22 protein-coding genes are annotated in these 21648 nt (G+C 56.5%); 7 read left to right on the plus strand and 15 right to left on the minus strand.

Features of this window, described 5'->3' with window-relative positions; translation table 11 throughout:
- Nucleotides 1-25: 25 nt before the first annotated feature.
- The gene (gene purT, locus K2184_RS00815) at nt 26-1204 is read right to left on the minus strand and encodes a formate-dependent phosphoribosylglycinamide formyltransferase (RefSeq protein WP_004103366.1); all 1179 of its coding nucleotides are present in this window, start codon (nt 1202-1204) and stop codon (nt 26-28) included.
- 135 nt (nt 1205-1339) lie between these two features.
- Between purT and K2184_RS00820 the strand changes: the two genes are divergently transcribed.
- From K2184_RS00820 to ptrB, 3 genes are all read left to right on the plus strand, one after another.
- A complete protein-coding gene (locus K2184_RS00820; protein WP_004103364.1) occupies nt 1340-1702 on the plus strand; it encodes a YebG family protein in 363 nt (120 codons plus the stop codon).
- A gap of 148 nt (nt 1703-1850) precedes the next feature.
- Nucleotides 1851-2531 carry a tellurite resistance TerB family protein gene (locus K2184_RS00825; protein ID WP_004103363.1) on the plus strand — a complete coding sequence of 227 codons (681 nt, stop codon included), beginning with the start codon at nt 1851-1853 and terminating at the stop codon, nt 2529-2531.
- 132 nt (nt 2532-2663) lie between these two features.
- Nucleotides 2664-4724, plus strand: a complete 2061-nt coding sequence (gene ptrB / locus K2184_RS00830; RefSeq protein ID WP_016808307.1) for an oligopeptidase B — start codon at nt 2664-2666, stop codon at nt 4722-4724.
- Nucleotides 4725-4730: 6 nt separating this feature from the next.
- Here the strand turns inward: ptrB and exoX are convergent, their stop codons facing one another.
- Both exoX and K2184_RS00840 read right to left on the minus strand, forming a co-directional pair.
- On the minus strand, nt 4731-5390 hold the full coding sequence (exoX, locus tag K2184_RS00835) for an exodeoxyribonuclease X (protein ID WP_004103360.1): 660 nt from the start codon (nt 5388-5390) through the stop codon (nt 4731-4733).
- Between the two features lie 78 nt (nt 5391-5468).
- Nucleotides 5469-5699, minus strand: a complete 231-nt coding sequence (locus K2184_RS00840; RefSeq protein WP_004103351.1) for a DNA polymerase III subunit theta — start codon at nt 5697-5699, stop codon at nt 5469-5471.
- A 135-nt stretch (nt 5700-5834) separates the two neighbouring features.
- Here K2184_RS00840 and yobA point away from each other — a divergent pair, with 135 nt between their 5' ends.
- The 3 genes from yobA to K2184_RS00855 are packed head-to-tail and all read left to right on the plus strand — an operon-like array spanning nt 5835 to nt 7438.
- On the plus strand, nt 5835-6209 hold the full coding sequence (gene yobA / locus K2184_RS00845) for a CopC domain-containing protein YobA (RefSeq protein ID WP_024274401.1): 375 nt from the start codon (nt 5835-5837) through the stop codon (nt 6207-6209).
- A gap of 4 nt (nt 6210-6213) precedes the next feature.
- Complete coding sequence (gene copD, locus K2184_RS00850; RefSeq protein WP_004103346.1) at nt 6214-7083, plus strand: copper homeostasis membrane protein CopD; 870 nt, start codon at nt 6214-6216, stop codon at nt 7081-7083.
- A 16-nt stretch (nt 7084-7099) separates the two neighbouring features.
- On the plus strand, nt 7100-7438 hold the full coding sequence (locus K2184_RS00855; RefSeq protein WP_439237686.1) for a YebY family protein: 339 nt from the start codon (nt 7100-7102) through the stop codon (nt 7436-7438).
- Nucleotides 7439-7823: 385 nt separating this feature from the next.
- Here the strand turns inward: K2184_RS00855 and K2184_RS00860 are convergent, their stop codons facing one another.
- The 7 genes from K2184_RS00860 to K2184_RS00890 all read right to left on the minus strand — a co-directional run bounded on the left by K2184_RS00860 (nt 7824) and on the right by K2184_RS00890 (nt 14783).
- Nucleotides 7824-8783, minus strand: coding sequence for a Csu type fimbrial protein (locus K2184_RS00860; protein WP_163524839.1), 960 nt, complete (start codon nt 8781-8783; stop codon nt 7824-7826).
- 11 nt (nt 8784-8794) lie between these two features.
- Entirely contained in the window at nt 8795-11128 is a 2334-nt protein-coding gene (locus K2184_RS00865; RefSeq protein ID WP_047720986.1) for a fimbria/pilus outer membrane usher protein, read from the minus strand.
- A 2-nt stretch (nt 11129-11130) separates the two neighbouring features.
- Nucleotides 11131-11895 (minus strand): fimbrial biogenesis chaperone, encoded by a 765-nt coding sequence (locus K2184_RS00870; RefSeq protein WP_004113760.1) that lies wholly within the window; start codon nt 11893-11895, stop codon nt 11131-11133.
- A gap of 17 nt (nt 11896-11912) precedes the next feature.
- Nucleotides 11913-12431 (minus strand): Csu type fimbrial protein, encoded by a 519-nt coding sequence (locus K2184_RS00875; protein WP_032692328.1) that lies wholly within the window; start codon nt 12429-12431, stop codon nt 11913-11915.
- 22 nt (nt 12432-12453) lie between these two features.
- Nucleotides 12454-13005, minus strand: a complete 552-nt coding sequence (locus K2184_RS00880) for a Csu type fimbrial protein (RefSeq protein WP_004103335.1) — start codon at nt 13003-13005, stop codon at nt 12454-12456.
- Between the two features lie 578 nt (nt 13006-13583).
- Nucleotides 13584-13727: an Ecr family regulatory small membrane protein gene (locus K2184_RS00885; RefSeq protein WP_142447463.1), complete on the minus strand. Its 144-nt coding sequence runs from the start codon at nt 13725-13727 to the stop codon at nt 13584-13586.
- 111 nt (nt 13728-13838) lie between these two features.
- Nucleotides 13839-14783, minus strand: coding sequence for a VirK/YbjX family protein (locus tag K2184_RS00890; RefSeq protein WP_064344536.1), 945 nt, complete (start codon nt 14781-14783; stop codon nt 13839-13841).
- A gap of 165 nt (nt 14784-14948) precedes the next feature.
- On the opposite strand from K2184_RS00890, the gene pphA reads away from it, so the two are divergent.
- Nucleotides 14949-15602: a protein-serine/threonine phosphatase gene (gene pphA / locus K2184_RS00895; RefSeq protein WP_105890446.1), complete on the plus strand. Its 654-nt coding sequence runs from the start codon at nt 14949-14951 to the stop codon at nt 15600-15602.
- Here pphA and K2184_RS00900 read toward each other — a convergent pair.
- The 5 genes from K2184_RS00900 to yebS all read right to left on the minus strand — a co-directional run bounded on the left by K2184_RS00900 (nt 15599) and on the right by yebS (nt 21641).
- The gene (locus K2184_RS00900; protein WP_004103330.1) at nt 15599-15790 is read right to left on the minus strand and encodes a YebW family protein; all 192 of its coding nucleotides are present in this window, start codon (nt 15788-15790) and stop codon (nt 15599-15601) included. The two genes, pphA and K2184_RS00900, sit on opposite strands and share 4 nt — an antisense overlap.
- A 98-nt stretch (nt 15791-15888) precedes the next feature.
- Nucleotides 15889-16128 carry a YebV family protein gene (locus K2184_RS00905; RefSeq protein ID WP_004103329.1) on the minus strand — a complete coding sequence of 80 codons (240 nt, stop codon included), beginning with the start codon at nt 16126-16128 and terminating at the stop codon, nt 15889-15891.
- A gap of 115 nt (nt 16129-16243) precedes the next feature.
- The gene (gene rsmF, locus K2184_RS00910; protein ID WP_049128349.1) at nt 16244-17677 is read right to left on the minus strand and encodes a 16S rRNA (cytosine(1407)-C(5))-methyltransferase RsmF; all 1434 of its coding nucleotides are present in this window, start codon (nt 17675-17677) and stop codon (nt 16244-16246) included.
- Nucleotides 17678-17755: 78 nt separating this feature from the next.
- Nucleotides 17756-20389: a PqiB family protein gene (locus K2184_RS00915; RefSeq protein ID WP_016808295.1), complete on the minus strand. Its 2634-nt coding sequence runs from the start codon at nt 20387-20389 to the stop codon at nt 17756-17758.
- Nucleotides 20358-21641: a membrane integrity lipid transport subunit YebS gene (gene yebS, locus K2184_RS00920; protein ID WP_163524844.1), complete on the minus strand. Its 1284-nt coding sequence runs from the start codon at nt 21639-21641 to the stop codon at nt 20358-20360. The genes K2184_RS00915 and yebS overlap by 32 nt, the downstream gene beginning before the upstream one ends.
- Nucleotides 21642-21648 lie beyond the last annotated feature (7 nt).

Consider the following 21648-nt stretch of genomic DNA (forward strand, 5'->3'; position numbering starts at 1 on the left):
TGCAGTCCATGCGACCGGGCTTTTTTTATCCTTCGACGACGACCGCTGAAGCCGCCGCTTTAGCCCGCGCAACCGCTTCTTCGACGTTATCGGCTATCGCCAGTGTTACGCCCAGGCGACGTGAGCCGTCAATTTCCGGCTTACCGAACAGACGCAGCTGCAGACCCGCGCCGACCGCTGCCTGGAGGTTGCTGAAGGTGACGTTCTGGCTGCTCATCTGCGGCAGAATGACCGCAGAGGCCGCCGGGCCGTACTGGCGAATCGCGCCAATCGGCAGGCCGAGAAAGGCGCGGACGTGCAGGGCGAACTCGGATAAATCCTGCGAAATCAGTGTGACCATACCGGTATCGTGCGGGCGCGGCGAGACTTCGCTAAAAATCACCTCATCGCCGCAGACGAATAGCTCAACGCCGAACAGGCCGTAACCGCCCAGCGCCAGCACCACCTGACGGGCGATGTCCTGCGCGCGTTCCTGCGCCAGCGCGCTCATCTGCTGCGGCTGCCAGGATTCACGATAGTCGCCATCTTCCTGGCGGTGGCCGACCGGCGCGCAGAAGTGCACGCCGTCCACGGCGCTGACGGTGAGAAGGGTAATTTCAAAATCAAAATTCACCACGCCTTCAACGATAACGCGACCGGCCCCGGCACGGCCGCCCTGCTGCGCATACTGCCAGGCCTCAGCCAGCTGTTCGTGGGTACGAATAAAGCTCTGGCCCTTTCCCGATGAGCTCATTACCGGCTTGACGATGCACGGCAGTCCTGTCTCGGCGACGGCCTCGCGGAAGGCGGATTCGCTGTCGGCAAAACGGTAGGCGGAGGTCGGCAGCTTCAGTTCCTCAGCGGCCAGGCGGCGGATCCCTTCACGGTTCATGGTGAGCTTCGCCGCGCGCGCGGTAGGGACGACTTTTTGCCCGGCCTGTTCCAGCGCCACCAGGGTATCGGTGGCGATGGCCTCGATTTCCGGCACGATAAAGTCAGGCTTTTCCTGCTCAATCAGCGCTTGTAAGGCTTCGCCGTGCAGCATATTAATGACGTGTGAGCGGTGCGCGACCTGCATGGCCGGCGCATCAGGGTAACGATCGACGGCGATGGTCTCAATTCCCAGGCGCTGGCATTCGATGGCCACTTCTTTACCCAGCTCGCCGGAACCTAACAGCATAACCTTTGTTGCCGCAGGGCGCAGCGCCGTACCTAATACAGTCATAACTCTCTTCCGCAGTAAAAAAACATGCGCCGCATTATAAACGAAAACGTTTGCGCATGTCTTTATGTGCATCATTTGAGTTCGCGGAAGAAATTTGATATACTGTATAAAAACACAGTACTGAGAGGCTGCATCATGGCGGTTGAAATTAAATATGTAGTGATTCGTGAAGGTGAGGAAAAAATGTCTTTTGCCAGCAAAAAAGAGGCCGATGCTTACGACAAAATGCTCGATCTGGCGGAAGTACTGAACGGCTGGCTGGTTGAGTGCCCGCTTACGCTCGATGAAGAGCAGCGCGATAGCATGGCGATGTGGCTTGCCGAGCGCAAAGACACCCTCAACCATATTCTGCGTTCCGGTAAGCTGCCGGAAGCTGAGGGCAGCGCCGATGCGCCAGCCGCGCGCGCAGAAGAAGCAGAAGAGGGTGACAAACCCGAAGAGGTCGTCGAATCGGCAGCCTCGGCACCGGCCAGGCCGCGCAAAGCGAAAGCCGCCTGAGCCATGCTGCCGCCGACACTCGTTCTGGCGGTTGGCTCCCGCGCCGCGCGCCCGGCGCGACATTTGCTCATCTTTAGCTGACGATAACGTTTCCTGACGCCGCGTCGTTTAGGCTGGTGGTATCGCTTATCGCGCAACGAGGAAATGTATGGCTAACTGGCTTAATCAACTGCAGTCTTTGCTGGGTCAGCAAGGGCAATCTTCTTCATCTGACGATCGGTCACACGGCAAAGACTTCCTGCTGCCGGGCGCGCTTGGCGGCCTGGCCGGGCTGCTGGTTGCCAGCAAATCATCGCGCAAGCTGTTAGCCAAATACGGCACCGGTGCGCTGCTGGTCGGCGGCGGCGCGGTTGCAGGCAGCGTATTGTGGAATAAATATCAGCAGAAATTGCGTACCAGCGGGCAGCAGACATCGGCGGCGCCCACGCCCGCAACTGCGGCGTCCTCCGCGCCAGCCGAACTTGATGCCCGCAGCGAAAGGCTGATTATGGCGCTGGTTTTCGCTGCTAAAAGCGATGGGCATATTGACGAACGCGAGCGGGCAAATATTGAAGCGCAGCTGCGCGCGGCGAACGTTGACGTGCAGGGGCGTGTGTTAATTGACCAGGCGCTGGCGCAGCCCCTCGACCCGCAGAGCCTGGCGCAGGGTATCAGCAGCGAGCAAGAGGCGCTGGAAGTTTACTATATCAGCTGCGCGGTCATTGATATTGACCACTTTATGGAACGCAGCTATCTGAACGCCCTCGGCGAAGCGCTGAAGCTCCCGCAGGAAGTGCGTGAAGATATCGAACGGGATATCCAGGCGCAAAAACAGGCCGTAACGCTCTAAATCCGCACGTTTCGCTTGCATCGCTGGCGACTTTTGCCACCCTTATATATTGTGTAGTCACGTCACCCTTCAGGCTGCTGTGAGCAGCCTGAAAATTTTAGTACTCAATACAAGCCGCAGAAGAATAAGCAGATGCCACCAAAAGCGAAACGGATCCCCCATGCCATGACATTACATGGCGACACGCGAATCGATAATTACTACTGGCTGCGCGATGACGATCGCGCACAGCCGGAAGTGCTTGATTATCTGCGCCAGGAAAATGAGTACGGTAAAAAAGTGATGTCTTCGCAAAGTAGCCTGCAGGACAGGGTACTCAAGGAGATTATCGACCGTATTCCGCAGCGCGAAGTGTCGGCCCCCTATAGCAAAAATGGCTATCGTTACCGTCAGGTCTATGAGCCTGGCTGCGAGTATGCGATTTATCAACGCCAGCCGGTCGTAAAAGAAGAGTGGGATGAATGGGAGGTCCTGCTTGACGGTAACCAGCGCGCGGCCGGCAGCGAATTCTACACCCTCGGGGGGTTAGGGGTTTCTCCTGACAACAACATGATGGCGGTGGCGGAAGACTATCTCTCCCGCCGGCAATATAGCCTGCGCTTCTACCCTTTAAACGACGGCGATGAATTTGCGGAAGTTCTTGAGAACGTCTCGCCTGATTTTGCCTGGAGTAATGATTCGCAGACCCTGTGGTACGTGCGTAAGCATCCTACCACGCTGCTGCCGTATCAGGTCTGGCGCCATCGCCTGGGCACACCGGCCAGTGCGGATGTTCTGGTGTATGAAGAGCAGGACGATACATTTTACGTCAGCGTACACAAGACGACTTCCCAGCAGTTTGTGGTGATTTATCTGGCCAGCGCGACCACCAGCGAAGTGCTGCTGCTTAACGCGGAAATGACCGACGCCGAGCCGGTCTGTTTTCTACCGCGGCGCAAAGACCATGAATATAGCCTCGATCACTATCAGCACGCTTTTTATCTGCGATCCAACCGTGAAGGGAAAAACTTCGGCCTTTATCGCACTACCCTGCGCGATGAGCAGCAGTGGGAGACCCTGATCGCGCCGCGTCAGGAAGTGATGCTGGAAGGATTTACTCTGTTTACCGACTGGCTGGTTGTGGAAGAGCGCCAGCGGGGGCTGACCAGCCTGCGGCAGATCAATCGTAAAACAAGAGAGTCCCAGGGCATTGCCTTTGACGATCCGGCCTATGTGACCTGGCTTGCCTATAATCCAGAGCCGGAAACCGCTCGTCTGCGCTACGGCTACTCCTCCATGACGACGCCGGATACGCTATTTGAACTGGATATGAATACCGGCGAGCGGCGGGTACTAAAACAGCAGGAAGTCAAAGGGTTTGATGCCAGCCATTATCGCAGCGAGCATTTGTGGATTAAAGCCCGCGACGGCGTCGAAGTCCCGGTCTCGCTGGTCTACCGTCATGAACATTTCCGTAAAGGCGCCAGTCCACTGCTGGTGTACGGCTACGGCTCCTATGGCGCAAGCATGGATGCGGATTTCAGCGCCAGCCGCCTGAGCTTGCTCGACCGCGGTTTTGTGTTCGCTATCGCCCATATTCGCGGCGGCGGCGAACTGGGCCAGCAGTGGTATGAAGACGGAAAGTTTTTGTGCAAGAAGAACACCTTCAACGATTATCTCGACGTCTGCGATGCGCTGCTGGCTCAGGGCTATGGCGATCCGCGCTTTTGCTACGGCATGGGCGGCAGCGCCGGCGGCATGCTGATGGGCGTGGCGGTGAACCAGCGGCCGGAGCTTTTCCACGGCGTGGTAGCCCAGGTTCCCTTTGTCGATGTCCTCACCACCATGCTCGATGAGTCGATTCCGCTAACCACCGGTGAGTTTGAGGAATGGGGGAATCCGCAGGATGAAGAGTATTACCGCTATATGAAAAGCTACAGCCCGTACGACGGCGTGCAGGCTCAGGCGTATCCGCATCTGCTGGTTACCACGGGCCTGCATGATTCGCAGGTTCAATACTGGGAGCCGGCAAAATGGGTGGCAAAACTGCGCGAGCTAAAAACGGACGATAACCTGCTGCTGCTCTGTACCGATATGGATTCCGGCCACGGCGGTAAATCCGGACGCTTCAAAAGCTATGAAGGCGTGGCGCTGGAGTTTGCGTTTCTGATTGGCCTGGCGCAGGGGACGCTGCCGGGCCAGGCGGAGGTATAGCGCCGGTTACTCCCCGAGATAGTGCTTCAGCGTCAGGCGCAGCTCGGGGCTCATGCGCTCCAGGTTATTAAACAGCCAGCGTAAATAGCCGGGATCGTTTTCCGCAACCTCGGAAACCGGCTTGCCGCGATATTTGCCGAAGGTAAAGGTGGATAGTAGCGCCGGCCGGCCGGTAATGGTCGCCATTTCCTCAGGCGTCCAGCCGGAGGTGTTGATAATATCGAGCAGCAGGGCGGCGGTGATATAGCAATCATAAAGCGCCCGGTGATGATGCAGTCCCGGTGGCGTCGTGACGCTGAGCTTGCGCGACTTATATAGCCCCATATTGCTGTACTTGATGCCTGGCCACAGGCGGCGCGCCAGCTTCATCGTGCAGATCCATTCGCCCTGCATCTCTGGCAACACCCGACGGTCAAAGCTGGCGTTATGGGCGACATACCACGGACTGCCCATATACAGCGGCACAATCTCCTCGATCCACGGCTTATCGGCGACCATCTCTTCGGTGATACGGTGAATCGCCATCGCCTGCGGACTGATGGGGCGGTCGGGGCGAACCAGATGGCTCATGGGATTGGTAATTTGTCCGTCGACAATATCAACCGAGGCGATTTCAACAATGCCTCCCTGCAATCCGCAGGTTTCTGTATCGATTACGCGCAGCATGGCTCGCTCCAGGCCAAAGAAACCAGCGTAATGCAACACGCGGGTCTTGCCAACTCGGATGTCCGCAGGGGACGGGAATTATTTCTGTTTCGGTTCATAGGGCAGGCGAGAGAGCGAAACGGAGGCCAGTCGATGGGCAATCAGACGTTCGCGAAACCAGCCGCGCAGATGTTCGGGCTGTTCTCTTTCGACTAAATCGGCAACCACTGGCATATTGTAGCGTTCTTTAAACGCAACGCCCGCCGCGGCGAGATCGACATTCACTTTGTCCATCTCCTCCTGGGATAGTTTAGCCAGGTTCTTTTCCATCGGTTTCTCCTCTGATAACGCCGCACAAAGTACTAAGCACGCGGCAAAAAGGCAAGTCTCAGACGCTTAGCTCGACTGCGCCATTATACAGGGTTATTCTCTGTGCTACATACATAACAAAAAGGAATGACAACTATGCCAATCATCGCCGGACGCGCGCTGCGTCTGTCTCTGTTTCTCGCCGGTTGCCTCAGCGCAGCAGGCGCATTCGCCCACGCCCATTTGCAACAGCAGCTTCCGGCCGCCGGCGCGGTGGTGGCGGCTTCACCCCAGGCGCTGACCCTCAACTTCTCTGAAGGCATCGAAACGCAGTTTAGCGGGGTGACCCTCACCGGGCCGCAGCAGAAGACCATCACCCTTGGTAAACCTGTCCGCAGCGACAGCAATAAGGCCGAGCTGACGGTACCGGTTGAGCAGGCGCTGACGCCGGGCGAATATACCGTTGACTGGCACGTGGTCTCCGTTGATGGCCATAAGACGAAAGGACAATACACCTTTATCGTGAAGTAAGCCGATGCTGAGTGGAGTCTATGTCAGCTTACGCTTTATCCATTTTATCTCGCTGATCGTCGCTTTCGGCTGTGTCCTCTATGGGACATGGTGGGCGCCGGTAACCTTGCGCCGCTTAATGATGCAGCGTTTCTACCCGCTAATGCGCCATTTATTGCTGGCGAGCGCGCTGTCGGCGCTGCTGATGCTGATGGCGCAGGGTGGGCTGATGGGCAGCGGCTGGCCGGACGTCTGGCAGCCGGCTATCTGGCAGGCGGTTGCCGGAACGCAGTTCGGTAGCGTGTGGATATGGCAGATTTTACTCGCCCTTGTGGCGCTGGCGGTGGTCTGGCTGAAGCCCCGACGATCGGGACGTTTGCTGCTGGTCCTGTTTTGCGCACAGCTGCTGCTGTTGGCCGGCGTCGGTCATGCCGCGATGAACGACGGCTGGCTGGGGATAGTGCAGCGGACAAACCATGCTATTCATCTGTTTTGTGTTGCCAGCTGGGTTGGCGGTCTGCTGCCGTTTATCTACTGTCTTCGCCTGGCGCACGGTCGCTGGCGGCAGGCGGCGATTGCCACCATGATGCGTTTTTCACGCTACGGGCATCTGGCGGTTGCTGGCGCTATCGCCAGCGGCGCAGTGAATGCGCTGTTGATCCAGGGCGGGCTCATCAGCGCCTCGCCCTGGGGGCGTATGCTGTTGCTCAAATGTGCGCTGGTGGCGGCAATGGTGGTAATTGCGCTGGTGAACCGGTATGTTCTGGTGCCACGCATGTCGGCAGGCGGAACGCGAGCGGAGCAGCTTATCGTGCGGACCACGCAGATAGAAATTGCGCTGGGGGCGCTGGCGCTATTTGCCGTCAGCCTGTTTGCCACCTGGGAACCTTTCTGAATAAACTGGTTAAATCATGAAAAAAATCGTTCTGACAATGTTGTTATTGGCAAGTTCTGGCGCTGCGCTGGCGGCGCCGCAGGTGATTACCGTGAGCCGCTTTGAAGTGGGTAAGGAGAGCTGGGCGTTTAATCGGGAAGAGGTGATGCTGACCTGCCGTCCGGGCAACGCGCTGTTTGCCATCAATCCGAGCACGCTGGTGCAGTACCCGTTAAACGACATCGCCGAGCAGCAGATGAAAGACGGTAAGACCAAGGCGCAGCCGATTTCTGTGATCCAGATTGACGATCCGCAGCAGCCGGGACAAAAAATGAGCCTGGCGCCATTTATTGAGCGCGCGCAGAAACTCTGCTGATCGATATTTTCATCCTACTGTTTTTACATAAAAATAACCGCCATCTCCCCATTCCGGGAGCGGCGGTTTTTTGTAGGCATACGCAATCCTGAGAGGAATTATTGGTTCCCTTTTGTCACGGACTGGAAAACCTGACACGGTAAACTATTCTTATAAGGCAAGGCGACTTAGCCTGCATTAATGCCAACTTTTAGCGCACGGCTCTCTCCCAAGAGCCATTTCCCTGGACCGAATACAGGAATCGTGTTCGGTCTTTTTTTATCTTTTTTCAGCAATCGCAGATTCCCTTCTAAAAACCCCAGCAGCTTTTTTCGGGGCTTTTTTCTTATACCACAACAATAATTTCCTAAACATTTCTTTTACAAAAAAATCGCCTGCTAACCTTTTAATAGCTCACCGTCACCAGGACGGTATCGCTGTAGGTTCCCGCAGGCTGGTTGCTCTGGTTCGGGTTAATCTTCAGGGTGTAGCTTGCAGATTGCGCGGCGCCGGAGCCGGTCACGCTGAGATTGTTATTTTCCGTCCAGGCGCTGCCGTTGGGCTGGTAAAATTGATACTGCAAAAAGGCAGTCGGTTGGTTAGCGATGGGCTGGCTCATCTGCCGCCAGTCGCCGACGCTGGCGTTAGTACTGGCGAGATTGACGGTGTAGGCCGCGTTTTTTGTGCAGCGAATGGCAAGCTGGCCGCTGTAGGAACTAAAACCGGACGGGAGGGCGGCAGGGGCAAACTCGACGTCCGGCGCGCTGTCGATATAGCAAAAATTGGTCACCCTCACCGATACGTTGACCGTAGAGACCAGGGTGCCGTTATTCGGAATACATATCTTAATGCCCAGTAGATCGAGCCCGACGTAGCAAAAACGATACACCCAGGTAATGGTTAAGACATCGCTATAGGTTCCGGCGGGCACGTTGGCTCCCGGGGTGGTTCTTAAGTAGAGCGGCATGGTGCCATCGCTCGAGTTAAATAGCCCCAGCAGCTCAAGCAGCGTTGTCCTGGACCAGCTTATTACGCCGCCATCCTGATAGGCCGGCGAGCAGGATGCGTCAGAACAGATGCTGTAAGGGATGGCATCGCCGGCGCCGTTAAGCAGCCGGGGCACTCTGTTGCTCTGGTTAGCCGACGCCAGGGTAGCGCTTAGCGTGTTGGTCGAGTTCAGCGCCACCAGTTCCGGGGTGCAGTAAAACCCCGCGCCCGCCATCACGCCCTGAGGCGCGCTGTAGAGCGTAAAGGAATCGACAGGGCCGATCGCTGGCGCACTGGTTTTGATGCTGCAGGCGGCCAGCGCGTTGCTGGCTTGCCCAAGCGCTAAAAGCATCACGAATACCCGGATAATATTTTTCAATCTTATCTCCGCTATGAAGAGGGACAGCTGACCGGGCCTATCCGCTGCGGAACCGGCGTGGTCTCCGGAAGCTCGAACGGGATGCTGCATCGAAGCTCTCCGGCATTTATTTTGACTTCGTTAATGCGCCCGAGGTGCGAGAACCAGACCACGCCGTCGTAGCCCACCAGGGCGCGCTGTTGACTATTAACTTCCTCCACCGGCGTACCGACCGGTAGCGGTTGTCCCTGAGCATCGACGAAGATGAGCGTTGCCGAGCGCACGCGGTTAACCGGGAAATCAACCAGCGCGCCGCTGCCTTCGCGTACGGCGATGCGTTTTTCCACCGTGACGGCTTCGGTATCCGTGGGCAACGGCAGCGTATCTAGGGTGACCTTTCCCGGATACCAGGCCGAAGCCCAGGGGATCAGCAGATGACCATTTTTATCGGTCACGCCGACTTTGCGGTTTTCATAATTCACCGCAATGTTTGGATAGTTGCCGGTAGAAACGACGATAAAGGCGTCGTTAATTTGCCGGGCGAAAAACAGACTGTTATCCATCAGCACGACCGAGCCTGCGGCCTCAAACCAGCTGTGATGATCGTCACGCGACCCGTAATAGCCACCGCTCAGCGTGGACACGCGATTAATCCAGGTCAGATCCGCCTGACTATAGTTATTGCCGCCGATCGAATGGGCGAGGTTCCAGCCCAGCCCGCCTTCCGCCGGGGCAGAGCGACTAACGTTGATATTTTCCCCCCATTGGCCTGAGCTGGATCGTTGACCGCTTAGCTGCACGGAGCTTTGCGAATCGAAAGGGATAATGATTTGCAACATGCTGGCGTAGCTATTGTCCTGCAGATCGCGGTTTACGCTCAGGTTGAGGCTGCTGCTTTGCCACAGGCTGCGGCTCCAGGAGAGGTTCATGAGCCGGGTATGTGAATTATCCTCGGCTTTGATATCAAAATAGCCAATGCTGAAAGATCCGAGCGCTCTGTCCCATGGGCTCAGGCTCAGCGTCGCCTGATCTGACTGACGGCTTAATGCGGCGACAGAACCGTAGGTGCTGAGGTTGTTGTAGTCGGCGCTGCGGCGAATATGCTGATAGTTCACTCCCCAGCTGCTGGCGTAATAAGAGTATCCGGCGGTGAGTTGATTGCCGCTGCCGTCGCCCCGGCTGGCGCTGGTCGACAGGCTGAGGGTGCCCAGGTTCCCCACGCCGATATCGCTGCCTATTCCGGCATTGGTTAATCCTTTGCGGTCTTCCGTATGCGTCGACAGCGTGAGCCAGTTGTTGACTCCATAGCGATAAATTGCGCTCAGCGCGCCGGCGCCATAATCGGCACTCTTGATACCGTAGTTGTTGCGCAGGGCCCCAAGGGTGAAATCAAAATCACTCAGGCCTTCGCGCAGCAGGGTGTTGGAGACATAAAAAGGAATGCTGGTGGACACCTGACGACCCAGGGCATCGGTGGTCACCACGGTAGCTTCGCCGGCGCCGCTGATCCAGGGAACGTTGGTCAGCGTATAGGGGCCACCATTGATTTGCGCGGAGCTGGTTTTATAGCCGTTAATAAACAGATCGACGCTTGAAGGAACCGCCGCGCTGCCGGATAAATTGAGCAGCGGATACGTCACCAGATCCGGGCGAACGCTGAAGTTACGGCTCAGCCGGAGTCCTCCCATTCGTACTGAACTGCTCCAGGTCAGGGCGTTACTGACCACATCCCCGGCCTGGTAGCTAATCATCTGTTCGCTGTCGCTGTATTTCCACAGGGTGTCGTAACGCATAAAGCCCTGCTGCTCGTAGCCCGTCGAAGACCAGTTTTGCCGGATGACGGCATTGTTAGAAAGAACGCCTGGCGGCCCGAAGAGGCGCGTCTCGGTATAGGTGCTGGTGGTTTGCGTTCCGCCGGACGAGAAGAGGCTGTAAGCGTCATAGTTAAATAACATGCCGGGACTGCTTATCGCGGCCTGGTAGTTTTGTCCCGTCGTCTCCCCGATGCGCTGCTCGGGAAGCCAATTGTCCGGCACCCGGAGATTGAGCATTTGCCCCGGCCGATCGTATTCCACTTTAACCGAGGGGATCGTCGTCACGTCAACCAGCGCATCTTGGGTCTGTAAGGGAATATGCGCCTGGCGCAAAACCTCGGCGGCGATCCAATAGCGACCCGCAATAACCTTTACAGGAGCGGCGCTCGCCAGGAGATTCCCGTTGACCGATACGCTGAGATACAGCTCATACTCCTGCTTATCGCTGTATGAAGCTGCTGGCGCAGGCAACGAATCATAGGTCGCAGCGCAGGCCGTTACCGACGCTAGTGCCAACAGCCCTCCGGTCGCTGCCCTTTTCAGATCGCGCATTATCAACGATCCGCCGGAATTTCCACCGCCTGGCCGTTATCCGTTAATTTCGCGAACAGGTGCATGCCTGAGGGGACTGAAGCGTTTCCCACCAGCGGGAAACAGCTCTTTTTCTGCGCCAGCACGTAGCCGAGCAGGCCATTAGCCTGAGCTATCTGGCCCTTACCACCGGCATTGGCCCAGTAAACCGCGCTGAGCCGGGCATGCTGATTACCGGTATTGTCGATGCACAGCGTCTGGCGGCTATTTTGCCGCGAGAGCGACCAGCGCAGCGTGGTTCTTACCGCTTCCACGGATCCATTGTTCTTCAGCGGGTTGATGCCCTGTCCGTAGGTAAACAACGGCAGGACATAGCGCATGCGCATTTTCAGTCCGGCGGAATTCTGTTCCTTCTGCGCCGTCGGTTCAGCGGCAGGAATCTCATCGATAACAATACGGTAGGATTGTTCTTTGCCAGCCGTGACGGGGGCGATGCGCATCAACCGTACCAGCTGACGCTGGCCGGGCGCGACGGTGGTAAAAGGTGGGCTGGCGACGACGTCACGCTGATCGGCATAGGCATCGGACGACCCTTTTTGGTCCCAGGAAAAAACGCGCAGCTGTAAATTAACCGGGGTAGCGCCGCGGTTTTCCAGCCACAGCTCTGACCCCTTTTCGTGGCTTTCGATAGTCTGGAAGATGGGCCAAACGAGGACGGAGCTTGCGGCCATAACGGAGCAGGGGAGAGATAAAGCGAATGTAAACAGCGCAAATCTACAGCGAATCATAGTTAACCTGTGATGATTTAATAGGTCAGCGTGACGGTGACCGTGTCGGTATAGGAGCCCACCGCCGGGAAGCCATTCGTGGCAAAAAGGCGGCCATAAACCGTATAGGTTTGCGTGGAGCTCGGAAATGATGCAACGCTCAGGGCCAGCGTACTGTTGCCCCAAACGTTAGCGCGGTTGGCATCCTGATAAAGCTGATAGGCCAGCGTGTTGCCGCCGCCGTTCGACATATAGCGCCGGGTGGCCGAACCGCCGTTTACGCCATAGTCGAGAGCGATTGAGATAGCGGTGCCGGGGGTACAGGTCACGATGATTGAGCCGGCGCCGGAAGTACTGGCGACATCAACATTGTTATAAAGCGATGACAGAGTGCCAAAACTCAAGGTGCCGAAATCCGTCGTTTGGGAGCCATCCCCCGCGCCAAGCGCGCAGCCAGCGGTTATCTGCGCGGAGACTTTGAAGGTCTTCTGGACAGTAGCGGCGTGGGCGCCCGAGGTAAAAAGCAGAATTAATGTAAGCCACTCTGGTCGAAGCATGACGCCCATTTTCCTTATGCGATTACCAGGTTAACGTTGCGGTTACGATGTCGTCATACACATCGGCTGTCGGCGCGTTGACGCTCTGGTCCTCGGGGCGAATACGGGCAAAAACGGGGATAGCCTGCGGGTTGCCTGTGCCTACGATAGCGATTGTTCCGCCGGGTAAAATTTCCTGACTGCGGGCGGCATCCGCATAGAGCCGATAAGCAATCTGCTGGTTGCCTGCCGCGTTTTTCATGTAACGCAGAGCAGCATCGCCATACTGGCCGCCGTCCAGCGTCAGCGTTGAGTCAAGATCTTCGGTACAGGTCACGGTAAGCGCGTTACCTCCGCCGCTTCCGGTGACGCTTGCATCAATGGAGTTGGCTAAATCACCGTAGGCGCCGAAATTAATCGTGCCCCAGCGGTTGTTTTCTCCATTTCGGACGTTCGATACGCTGCAGCCGCTGCCAAGTGTGACCTGAACACTAATCTGGCCGCTTAATGTTCCCGCTGCGGAAGCCGGTTGCGTAAGAACTATGGCGCTCAGTAAGCCGCCCAGGATACTGCGCGATATCGTTTTCACGTTCATCGAAAACCTCTTAGTGGAAAGCCGCTGAAGAAAAACAACAATGTAGCGATAGTCGTGAGTTACCGTTTAACAACCACGGTTTTGTTGGTTAACGTATAGCTACTTCTGTGGGATATGGGTAACTTTGCGTTTATGACTGCATTTTGGTTGTGAAATAGTTTTTTAGTCTGACTTATTGCTATTTTGTTGAAATAAAATTCCTTATGTTAATATTTTGTTGGTTTTATGTGTTTTCTTTGTTTTTTGAAGGAGCGAAAAGAGAACGCGATTTTTTTAAAATCACAATCGGGCGCAAAGTTTGAAACAAAAAATCTGGACAAAAAGGCGTGTGTAGACACTTACCGTGCGGTTGAGCGACAACGAGGAGAAAACACCTGCACGAAATCAGGCCCATAGTGCAGGTGAATTTTACGGGCCTACATCGGAAGTGACCCAGTATACACATTTGTATGACAAATAGAATAATAGATAAGAAAACGCCTTAAATTTTTTGCCTATTATTTTAACGGCGCTTGTCCGAGGTATTGCAAAGAAAGGATAGGCAGCTTAGAGGCGACAAAGAAATAACGCCCAGGGCATTATTCTGGCGTCACAAAAGAGGGGTACAGCGTTGTTTCAAGGTAGCTAACAATGAACCATATTTCGTCACTAAAAATAAACCAGAGAGCAGCGGACAAAATAATCAACAGGATAGCCAGCAGGAGTATTTCTGTTTTGCTCATAACTTCACTAGCCGTCCGCAAGGAGTACAACGAAGTTATGATAGTAACTAAAGCGGCGTAGAAGATGCAAACGCCGCTGTGCTAAACGGCGTTGATGAAACGTTTGCAGCGTTAATCCATGAGAATTGTCATCTGCGCAGCCATATCATCCAGCAGCTGGAAGCGGCGACGATATTCAGCGCGCTTCTTACTGGCAATGCTCTCAAGCGTCTTTCTTTCCAGCTTCAGTGGTAAGCGCCAGCGCCATGCACCGTCGGCTACCCCTTCGATAGATTGCCAGAATTCATCATAGCTGGCGTGGAAATGGCGCCCTTTGCTCAGACGATAGCGCAGCGCGCGGAAGACGTGACCGTTATCGCTGACTCCGTAAATATGTTGAATGCCGCAACGCGCCGCCATTAGCCAGATAAACTCCATCAGCAGGCGTTTCGGGAACAGACCGTAGCAGGCGCGGGTTGCTCGTTTAATCACTTCATGCGAAATATTGCTACGCGGCCCCTGCAGGCCGCCAATAGTTAACTGCCAGCGATCCTGCTGACGGGAAACGCTAAAAGTCGCGCTGGCGAGCACGATCCCATCGCCATCGCGCAGCCATAGGGTCGTTTCACCCTCGCGTTCAGCTTTGCCCGCCGAGGAGGCGGAAAGCGAAAACCGGCTGTCGTCCTTGCCTGCCAGCTCAAGCAGCGGCAGCTCATTCGCTGCGGTCATGGCATCAGCCAGGCGCGATCCGCCCAGCGAGTCGACAAACTGGTAGTGGCTGATAATCGCGTGCGCGCGCTGGCTGGCGTTGAGCCCGCGGGTTAAATACTGACGATGAACCTTGCCCGGCAGAGTCACCTGAGCGGTCAGCAGCTGATTGAAGTCCGCGCGCGCCGACAGGCTCTCCAGCATGCTGCGCGTTGGCGCATAAAATAATGCCGTGCGCAGTAAAAACTTCAGCCGGTAATTACGTTTTTGCCAGATGGGTGCAGGGGTGAGTCGCCCCATCACCAGGTCGGCAATAAGATTGGGGCGTCGTTCAACGACCCCGGCTGAATGCAGGCTGTTATCCGTCACGATGAATACCTCGTTGTTATTTAGCCTCTATTCTAGGGATATATCGTGAGGAGCTTAATGCCCTGGCGGACTATATTTGGCTTTCGTTTAAACTCGATTGAGGTGGCAATATTACGCCCGCGGCAGCGGGAGAATTTTCCTATAATTAGGTCAGGAGGACGAAATATGTATCAGCGTATTAACGGTTCCGCCTGGCGTAATATCTGGCTGGTTGGCGACCTGCACGGCTGCTTTGCGCGGCTGATGGAAGCCCTTCGCGAGCGCAGGTTCGATCCTTACCAGGACCTGCTTCTTTCCGTGGGCGATCTGATCGATCGTGGGCCGCAAAGCGCGGAGTGTCTGGATTTACTGCGCTATCGCTGGTTTTTCGCGGTGCGCGGCAACCATGAACAGATGGCGCTGGATGCGCTTGCCGATGGCGAACCGATGCTCTGGGAAATGAACGGCGGCGGCTGGTATACGCAACGCTCAGAACAGCAGAAAGAGCGCCTCGCGCCGCTTATCGCCCGCTGCCGTCATCTGCCGCTGATTATTGAGCTCCACAGCGCTGAGCAAGTCCATGTTATCGCCCATGCGGATTATCCGGCGACGCTTTATCGCTGGCAGCAGGCGGTGGATGAGCATCAGGTGCTGTGGAGCCGACAGCGTCTTACCGATCATCTCTCCGGGCGTCACGGCGCGATTGCCGGTGCTGACCACTTCTGGTTCGGCCATACGCCGCTTAAACGGCGTTACGACTACGATAATCAGCACTATATTGATACCGGGGCGGTATTTGGCGGGGAGTTAACCCTGGCGGCGCTACAGAGGACGGGCTAAAAGTCACTGTACTCCTGGGCGGGCAGCCAGAAACTATCGATAAAATCCTCTACCGGAAAGCAGCCGCCGTGACGTATTCGCTGATCGTCCATCGCTGCGGTGCACTGCCGTTCGTTATCGTACACATCCACAACGATATCTTCACAGCCTCCGTCGAGGTAACAAATAAACAGCACTAAGGCAAACATCCCGGTCTCATATCCTGAAAAACATAGTTATAAGTGTAGGAGATGTCGGGAAAGCAGGGGGAATAAATAACCCGTCTCAGGCGACGGGTTCCTTTGAATCAGGCGAGACGCATGATCCAGGCATCGGACTGACGATCGTAGTGCTTACGGTAGAGGACGGAATGTTCACCATCAAGTATGGCGGGTACGCTGGTGTCCGCGTCCCATGCATCTAGCTGCATACATAAATCCGGATCGGATTTGCAGGGTATGCTTAACGTTCGCTCTCCCTGCTGTTCGCCGTGCAGTTCGGCGTCGTCTATTTCAAACGCGCCGATACGTACGCTGGTTTTACTCATAAATTCACCCCGTTGATCTGCTGATTTGTGGTACGACCAGTTAAGGCCGCCATTTTTCAGCGTAGACAAAGGTGCGCAAAGCGCCAGTGAAAAAATGCTGTTTTTCCGTTCGTCATCACGCTTTAGTGCTAAAAAGCTTTCCGTCGCGCACCAGTTCACGGGGATAGCTGTTTTTTAAACGCGAGCCGATTTTTTTCGCCAGTCCCAGCGGCGCGCCCTGAAACGTGACAATAACATCATCCTGCTGCGGCGGTACTGCAGGATAGACGTCACGACCGCGGTACCACTCTTCCGCTTCGGCCTGGGTCAGCTCAAAGGGGGCATCAGGCGCGGCAAGCGCAATGACCGCTTCGTGCTGCCAGCGATAGCCTTTGTTGTGGGTTTCGGCCAGACGGATACCGATGCGGGAAAAGCGCACTTTGCCGAATAGCGACTCGAGCGCCTGAGGGAATAGCCAGATTTCTTTATCCCGCTGCCAGAGCGTATGGTCAGCGCCCCAATGCAGACCAACGGCGGCAGCGGCGGTCGCAATGGCGGCCGATTCGCGGCTTTTAAGCGGGATAAAGGGGAATTTACCGACCTTATAACCCGGCGCCGGCAGCGGTGCGATGGCGGCGGTTTTACGCAGACGGGCGACGAAGAAGCCTTCGCAATCGAAAATCTGCGGGAACACGTGCAGGAAACCCTCTTCGGTTAGCGCCTCGCTGGCCTGCGGGAACAGCGAACCGAGCGGCAGTACCTCTGCCGCCTGCGGATAGCGCGCCAGTAGTCCGTTGACCACGTCTTCGTTTTCTTGCCGGTTCAGGGTACAGGTAGAGTAGACCAGCGTGCCGCCGGGGCGAAGCGCATGAAACGCGCTGTCGATAAGCTCGCGCTGGGTCTCGGCGATACTGGCGTTGCTTTCCGGCGACCAGTTTTTTAACGCATCGGGGTCTTTCCGTACCACGCCTTCGCCGGAGCAGGGGGCGTCGAGGAGAATCGCATCAAAACACTCCGGCAGCGCGGCGCCGAATACGCGCCCATCAAAATGGGTCAGCGCCACGTTGCCGATCCCGCAGCGGCTGATATTGGCGTGCAGCACTTTAACCCGGCTGGCGGAATATTCGTTGGCCAGGATCCCGCCTTTATTGCCCATGCGCGCGGCGATCTGGGTGGTTTTTGACCCCGGCGCGGCGGCGACGTCCATCACCCGGTTCGGCATATTTCCGTCGGCAAACAGCGCGGCGACCGGCAGCATGGAGCTCGCTTCCTGGATGTAAAACAGCCCGCTGAGATGTTCAGCGGTGCTGCCCAGCGGCAGGGCGTCGTCTTCCTCGCGATCGATCCAAAAACCCTCCTCACACCAGGGTACCGGCGTTAGCTGCCAGCCGTAGGGGGCGACCAGCTGCAAAAAGTCAGCCACGCTGATTTTTAGCGTATTTACGCGAAGGCTTCGGCGCAGGGGGCGCTGGCAGGCGGCGATAAAGTCAGCGAAAGAGAGATGCGTCGGCATTGCCGTACGCATTTGAGCGAGGAATTCTTCAGGAAGATAGACAGCGTTTTGAGCCACGGGGAGCGCACCACAACGAAAAAAGGGGGCGTAGTTTACCATAAAGGCTCCGGCGACGGACACCGGAGCCTGTTATGCTTAGCGCGGCAGGGCGGTACCCCATTCGCGCCACTCTTTCGGTTCACTCTCCAGCAGCAGGAAGTGTTTACCATCCTGCGCTTTCGGCGCCAGCGGCGTACCCGGAGGCGTCGCAAAAGCGATGCCGCCGCGAATGAACTGATTGAAGGTACCGGTTTTCACCACGCCGCCGATCAGGCCAAAGTCGAGGCTATAGCCGGAAGCCAGCCAGAACACCGAGTTGTTGCGCACCAGATACTGATAACGTTTACTGATACGCAGCTGTACCATGACGCGATCCGACATCGAACCGAGCATCAGGCCGGTAACCGTACCGACTTCAAGCCCGCGGAACAGCACCGGCGTGCCGATACCCAGCGAACCGGCTTCGGGTACTTCGACGATAATGCTCAGGCCGTCGATATAACGTGAGTCGCTAATCGTGGTTTCCTGAATTTCAAAATCACGGCGCGGCGCACCGCGTCCCGGCTCCACGTTAATATAGGCCTGGAAGAGCGTATCCAGATGCTCGACGCCCGCTGCGGAAATCTGCGGAGTAATCACCGAGAAACGCGTGCCGGCGCGGGCGAAGGTGTTGACGTATTCCGGATAGAGAACCGCTTTCGCCTGCACTTCGTTTTTCGCGGTAATTAAATTCAGCGATTGGATCTGCCCAATATCAATCCCCAGGTAGCGGATCGGCATACCTTCGGCGATTTTACCGGCGTCAAAGGCGTGCAGGGTTATCTGGCCACCCACCGCGCGGGCGGCGGTTTCCGACGCATACAGCACGCGTTTATTATCGATACGCGCGCTGGCGCTGGCGCCGCTCAGATTATCAAAGCTTATCGCGCCTTTCAGCGCGCGGGAGAGGGGGGATGCCTGTACCGTCAGGCCGCTGCCGTTAAGCTGCACTTTCGCGCCGCCTTCGGCCCAGAACACGCTGTTACTGGTGAGCAGATGGCGATATTCCGGTTTGATATGGATGTTGATCTCAAAAGCGTTCTTGCGCGGCTGAACGGTGATGATTTCCCCGACTGCGAATTTACGATACAGCACCACGGATCCTGCCTGGACGTCCGGCAGCGTCTCAGCTGAGAGCGTGAGAGTGGTGGTCGGCAGATCGCTCATGCTGTTTTCCAGCGCTTTTTCCTGGTTGGCGTACAGCGGATAGCGGCTTTGCATCGCCCCTTTGTCGCCCGGAATAATGCGGATCCCGCCGTTGACCCATTCGCTGGCGCTGGCGCCGAGGAACTCCACGCCATCAATACCGACTTTGACGTCGATACGGCTATTGACCACGAATTTGCTGTCGCCGCGCACCAGTGAACGGTACTCGGGCATGACTGCGACCTGGAAAGTGACGCCGTCGGCGTTTAGCTTGCGCTCCAGAACCTGGCCAATCTGAACGCCGTGCAGGATCAGCGGCTGCCCGGCATCAATACCGTAGCTTTCTGGCGCGGTGAGCGTGACGGTTGCGACATCCGGCTCTTCCAGGATGGATTTATCGGCAGGCAGCACCGCAAACTGGTTGCGCGGTTCACCCTCGCCGGGGACCAGCTCAAAGGTGGTACCGGTCAGCAGGGCGCTGACGCTGGGATTATCCAGCGAGATTTTCGGCTTCTTCATCTGAATCAGCGTCTTCTCGCGCAGCAAGCTGACGACGCTGGGATCGACGGTCATTTCGCCGGTGACTTTCCCGTCAGCATTGAGATTCAGTTTACTGAGCTGGCCGACCTCCAGACCCTGATACATCAGCGGCGTAGAGCCCGCTTTTAACCCTGCGCCGTCCGGAAGGTCCAGTTTAACCACCACTCCGCGCTGGCTGTGCGCCAGGTCTTCGTATAAGTGATAATCGGTATTCTGCTGAGCCTGCGGAGAATCATCGGGGGAATCAAAGGCGATAGCGCCGTTCACCAGCGCGGAGAGGCTGTCCAGCTGAACTTTAGCTCCGCTCAGGCTGACGTCCGCCTTTACGCCGGATACGTTCCAGAAGCGGCTCTCTTTTTTCACCAGATTGGTGAAACGCCGCTCGATCAGCACATCAATCGTGACGCCCTGATTGTTCGGATTAATGGCGTAGTCATACACCCGGCCGACCGGAATCTTACGGAAGTAGACCAGCGAGCCGCTGGTTAACGAGCCTAAATCCGCTGACTTGAGATGGATCATCAGCTCGCCGTTATTAATGTGGTACTTCGGCTGGGTATCGAGGGCGACAAAGTGATCCTCGGGCTCGCCCTGGCCTGGCATCATGCCGATATAGTTACCGCCAACCAGCGCATCCAGGCCGGACACGCCGGCAAGCGAGGCTTTCGGCGTCACCAGCCAGAACTGGGTCTCCTTGCGCAGCGCATCTTTCATATCGCCTTTGACGCTGGCAGAAACCTCGATTTTACTCAGATCTTTGCTTAGCGAGATGTTCTCGACCGTACCGACTTCTACCCCCTGATAGCGGATAGGCGTCCGTCCCGGAACGATGCCGTTGGCCGACTGGAAGTCGATGACGATCGTCGTACCGCGATCCTGATAGCTGGTCCAAATCAGCCAACCGGCAATCAGCAGCGCGATGACCGGCAGCAGCCAGAACGGTGAAATGCGGCGTTTAGTTTTAATCTTGGCTTCAGTCGGCGAAGCGGGCGTTTCCTGACTCATGTGCGTCCCAAAGTAAGCGGCTGTCCAGCCATTCAACAGCAAGGATAGTTAAAATTACCGCGGCGCCAAAATAGACCGCGGCGGGCCCCATCGTAAACGCGAGGAGCTGATCGCGGTTGATCAGCGACATGGTTAATGCGATGACAAAAAGATCCAACATAGACCAGCGGCCGATCCAGGTAATCAGCCGCAGCAGCAGGATGCGGGTACGTAGCCCCTGTTCACACTTGAATTGTATGCTGACCAGCAGGGTAAACAATACAATAACTTTGGTGAATGGGACCAGAATACTGGCGATGAACACCACCCCGGCGATGGCGATGTTGCTGCTGGCCAGCGACATAATGCCGGAAAGGATGGTGTCTTCCTGACGCGCGCCGTTGACATAGATGATCGAGATCGGCAGCAGGTTGGCAGGAAGCAGGAAAACCAGTGATGCAATCAGCGCAGCCCAGCTCTTTTGCAGGCTTTGCCGGCGTCGATGGCGCAAAGGCGTGTGGCAGCGGCGGCAGCGCCCACGCGCATCGCGATGTCCGGTATAATGGCAGCCCAGACAGACCTGAAGATTTTCATCCGGGCGCAGCGCCGGGCGCTGGGGATAAAAACGCTCCCAGAGCTCTTCAACGTTCATATGGATAAGCGTCAGGATACTGAGCAGCGTGAGGGAAATATAGGCGACAAGCCCGATACCCGGCTGCAGGAAGGCGTAATCCTGCACTTTAATGGAGGCGACGCCGATGCCAACCAGGTAAATATCCAGCATTACCCACTCCTTGAGCCGCTCCAGCATCAGCAGTATCGGTCGCAGATTCATGCCCAGCACGTTGCCCAACCACAGGTAGGCGATTGACACCACCAGCAGCACCGGCGCGACGACCGCGCAAAAGAGCACCATCGCCGCCGTGAGCGGATCGCCCTGGCCGGTCATTTGCCAGATGCCCTGAAGGACGTTAGCGTCGATACGCACGCCCAGCAGATGCAAACGTAGCAGCGGTTCGCTCCACGCAAAAGGCATCAGCAGCAGCATAGCGATCGCCATGCTGCCCAGCCGGGTAAGCGACCAGTCGCGGCCATCGCGAACTTTGGCGTTGCAGCGAGGGCACCAGGCGCTTTGATTCTTTTTGAGGACCGGTAAACTAAACAGCAGGTCGCACTGCGGGCAGCGCTGATAGTGAGCGTGCGCAACAGGGGCGCTGACCGAGTAGACGATCATCTTTTTTGCTGGCGTAATCCTGGGTGTTTTTAGTGGCATTTATAAC

This window comes from Klebsiella sp. K5-306, assembly GCF_051835185.1.
GTDB classification, from domain to species: Bacteria; Pseudomonadota; Gammaproteobacteria; order Enterobacterales; family Enterobacteriaceae; genus Klebsiella; species Klebsiella oxytoca.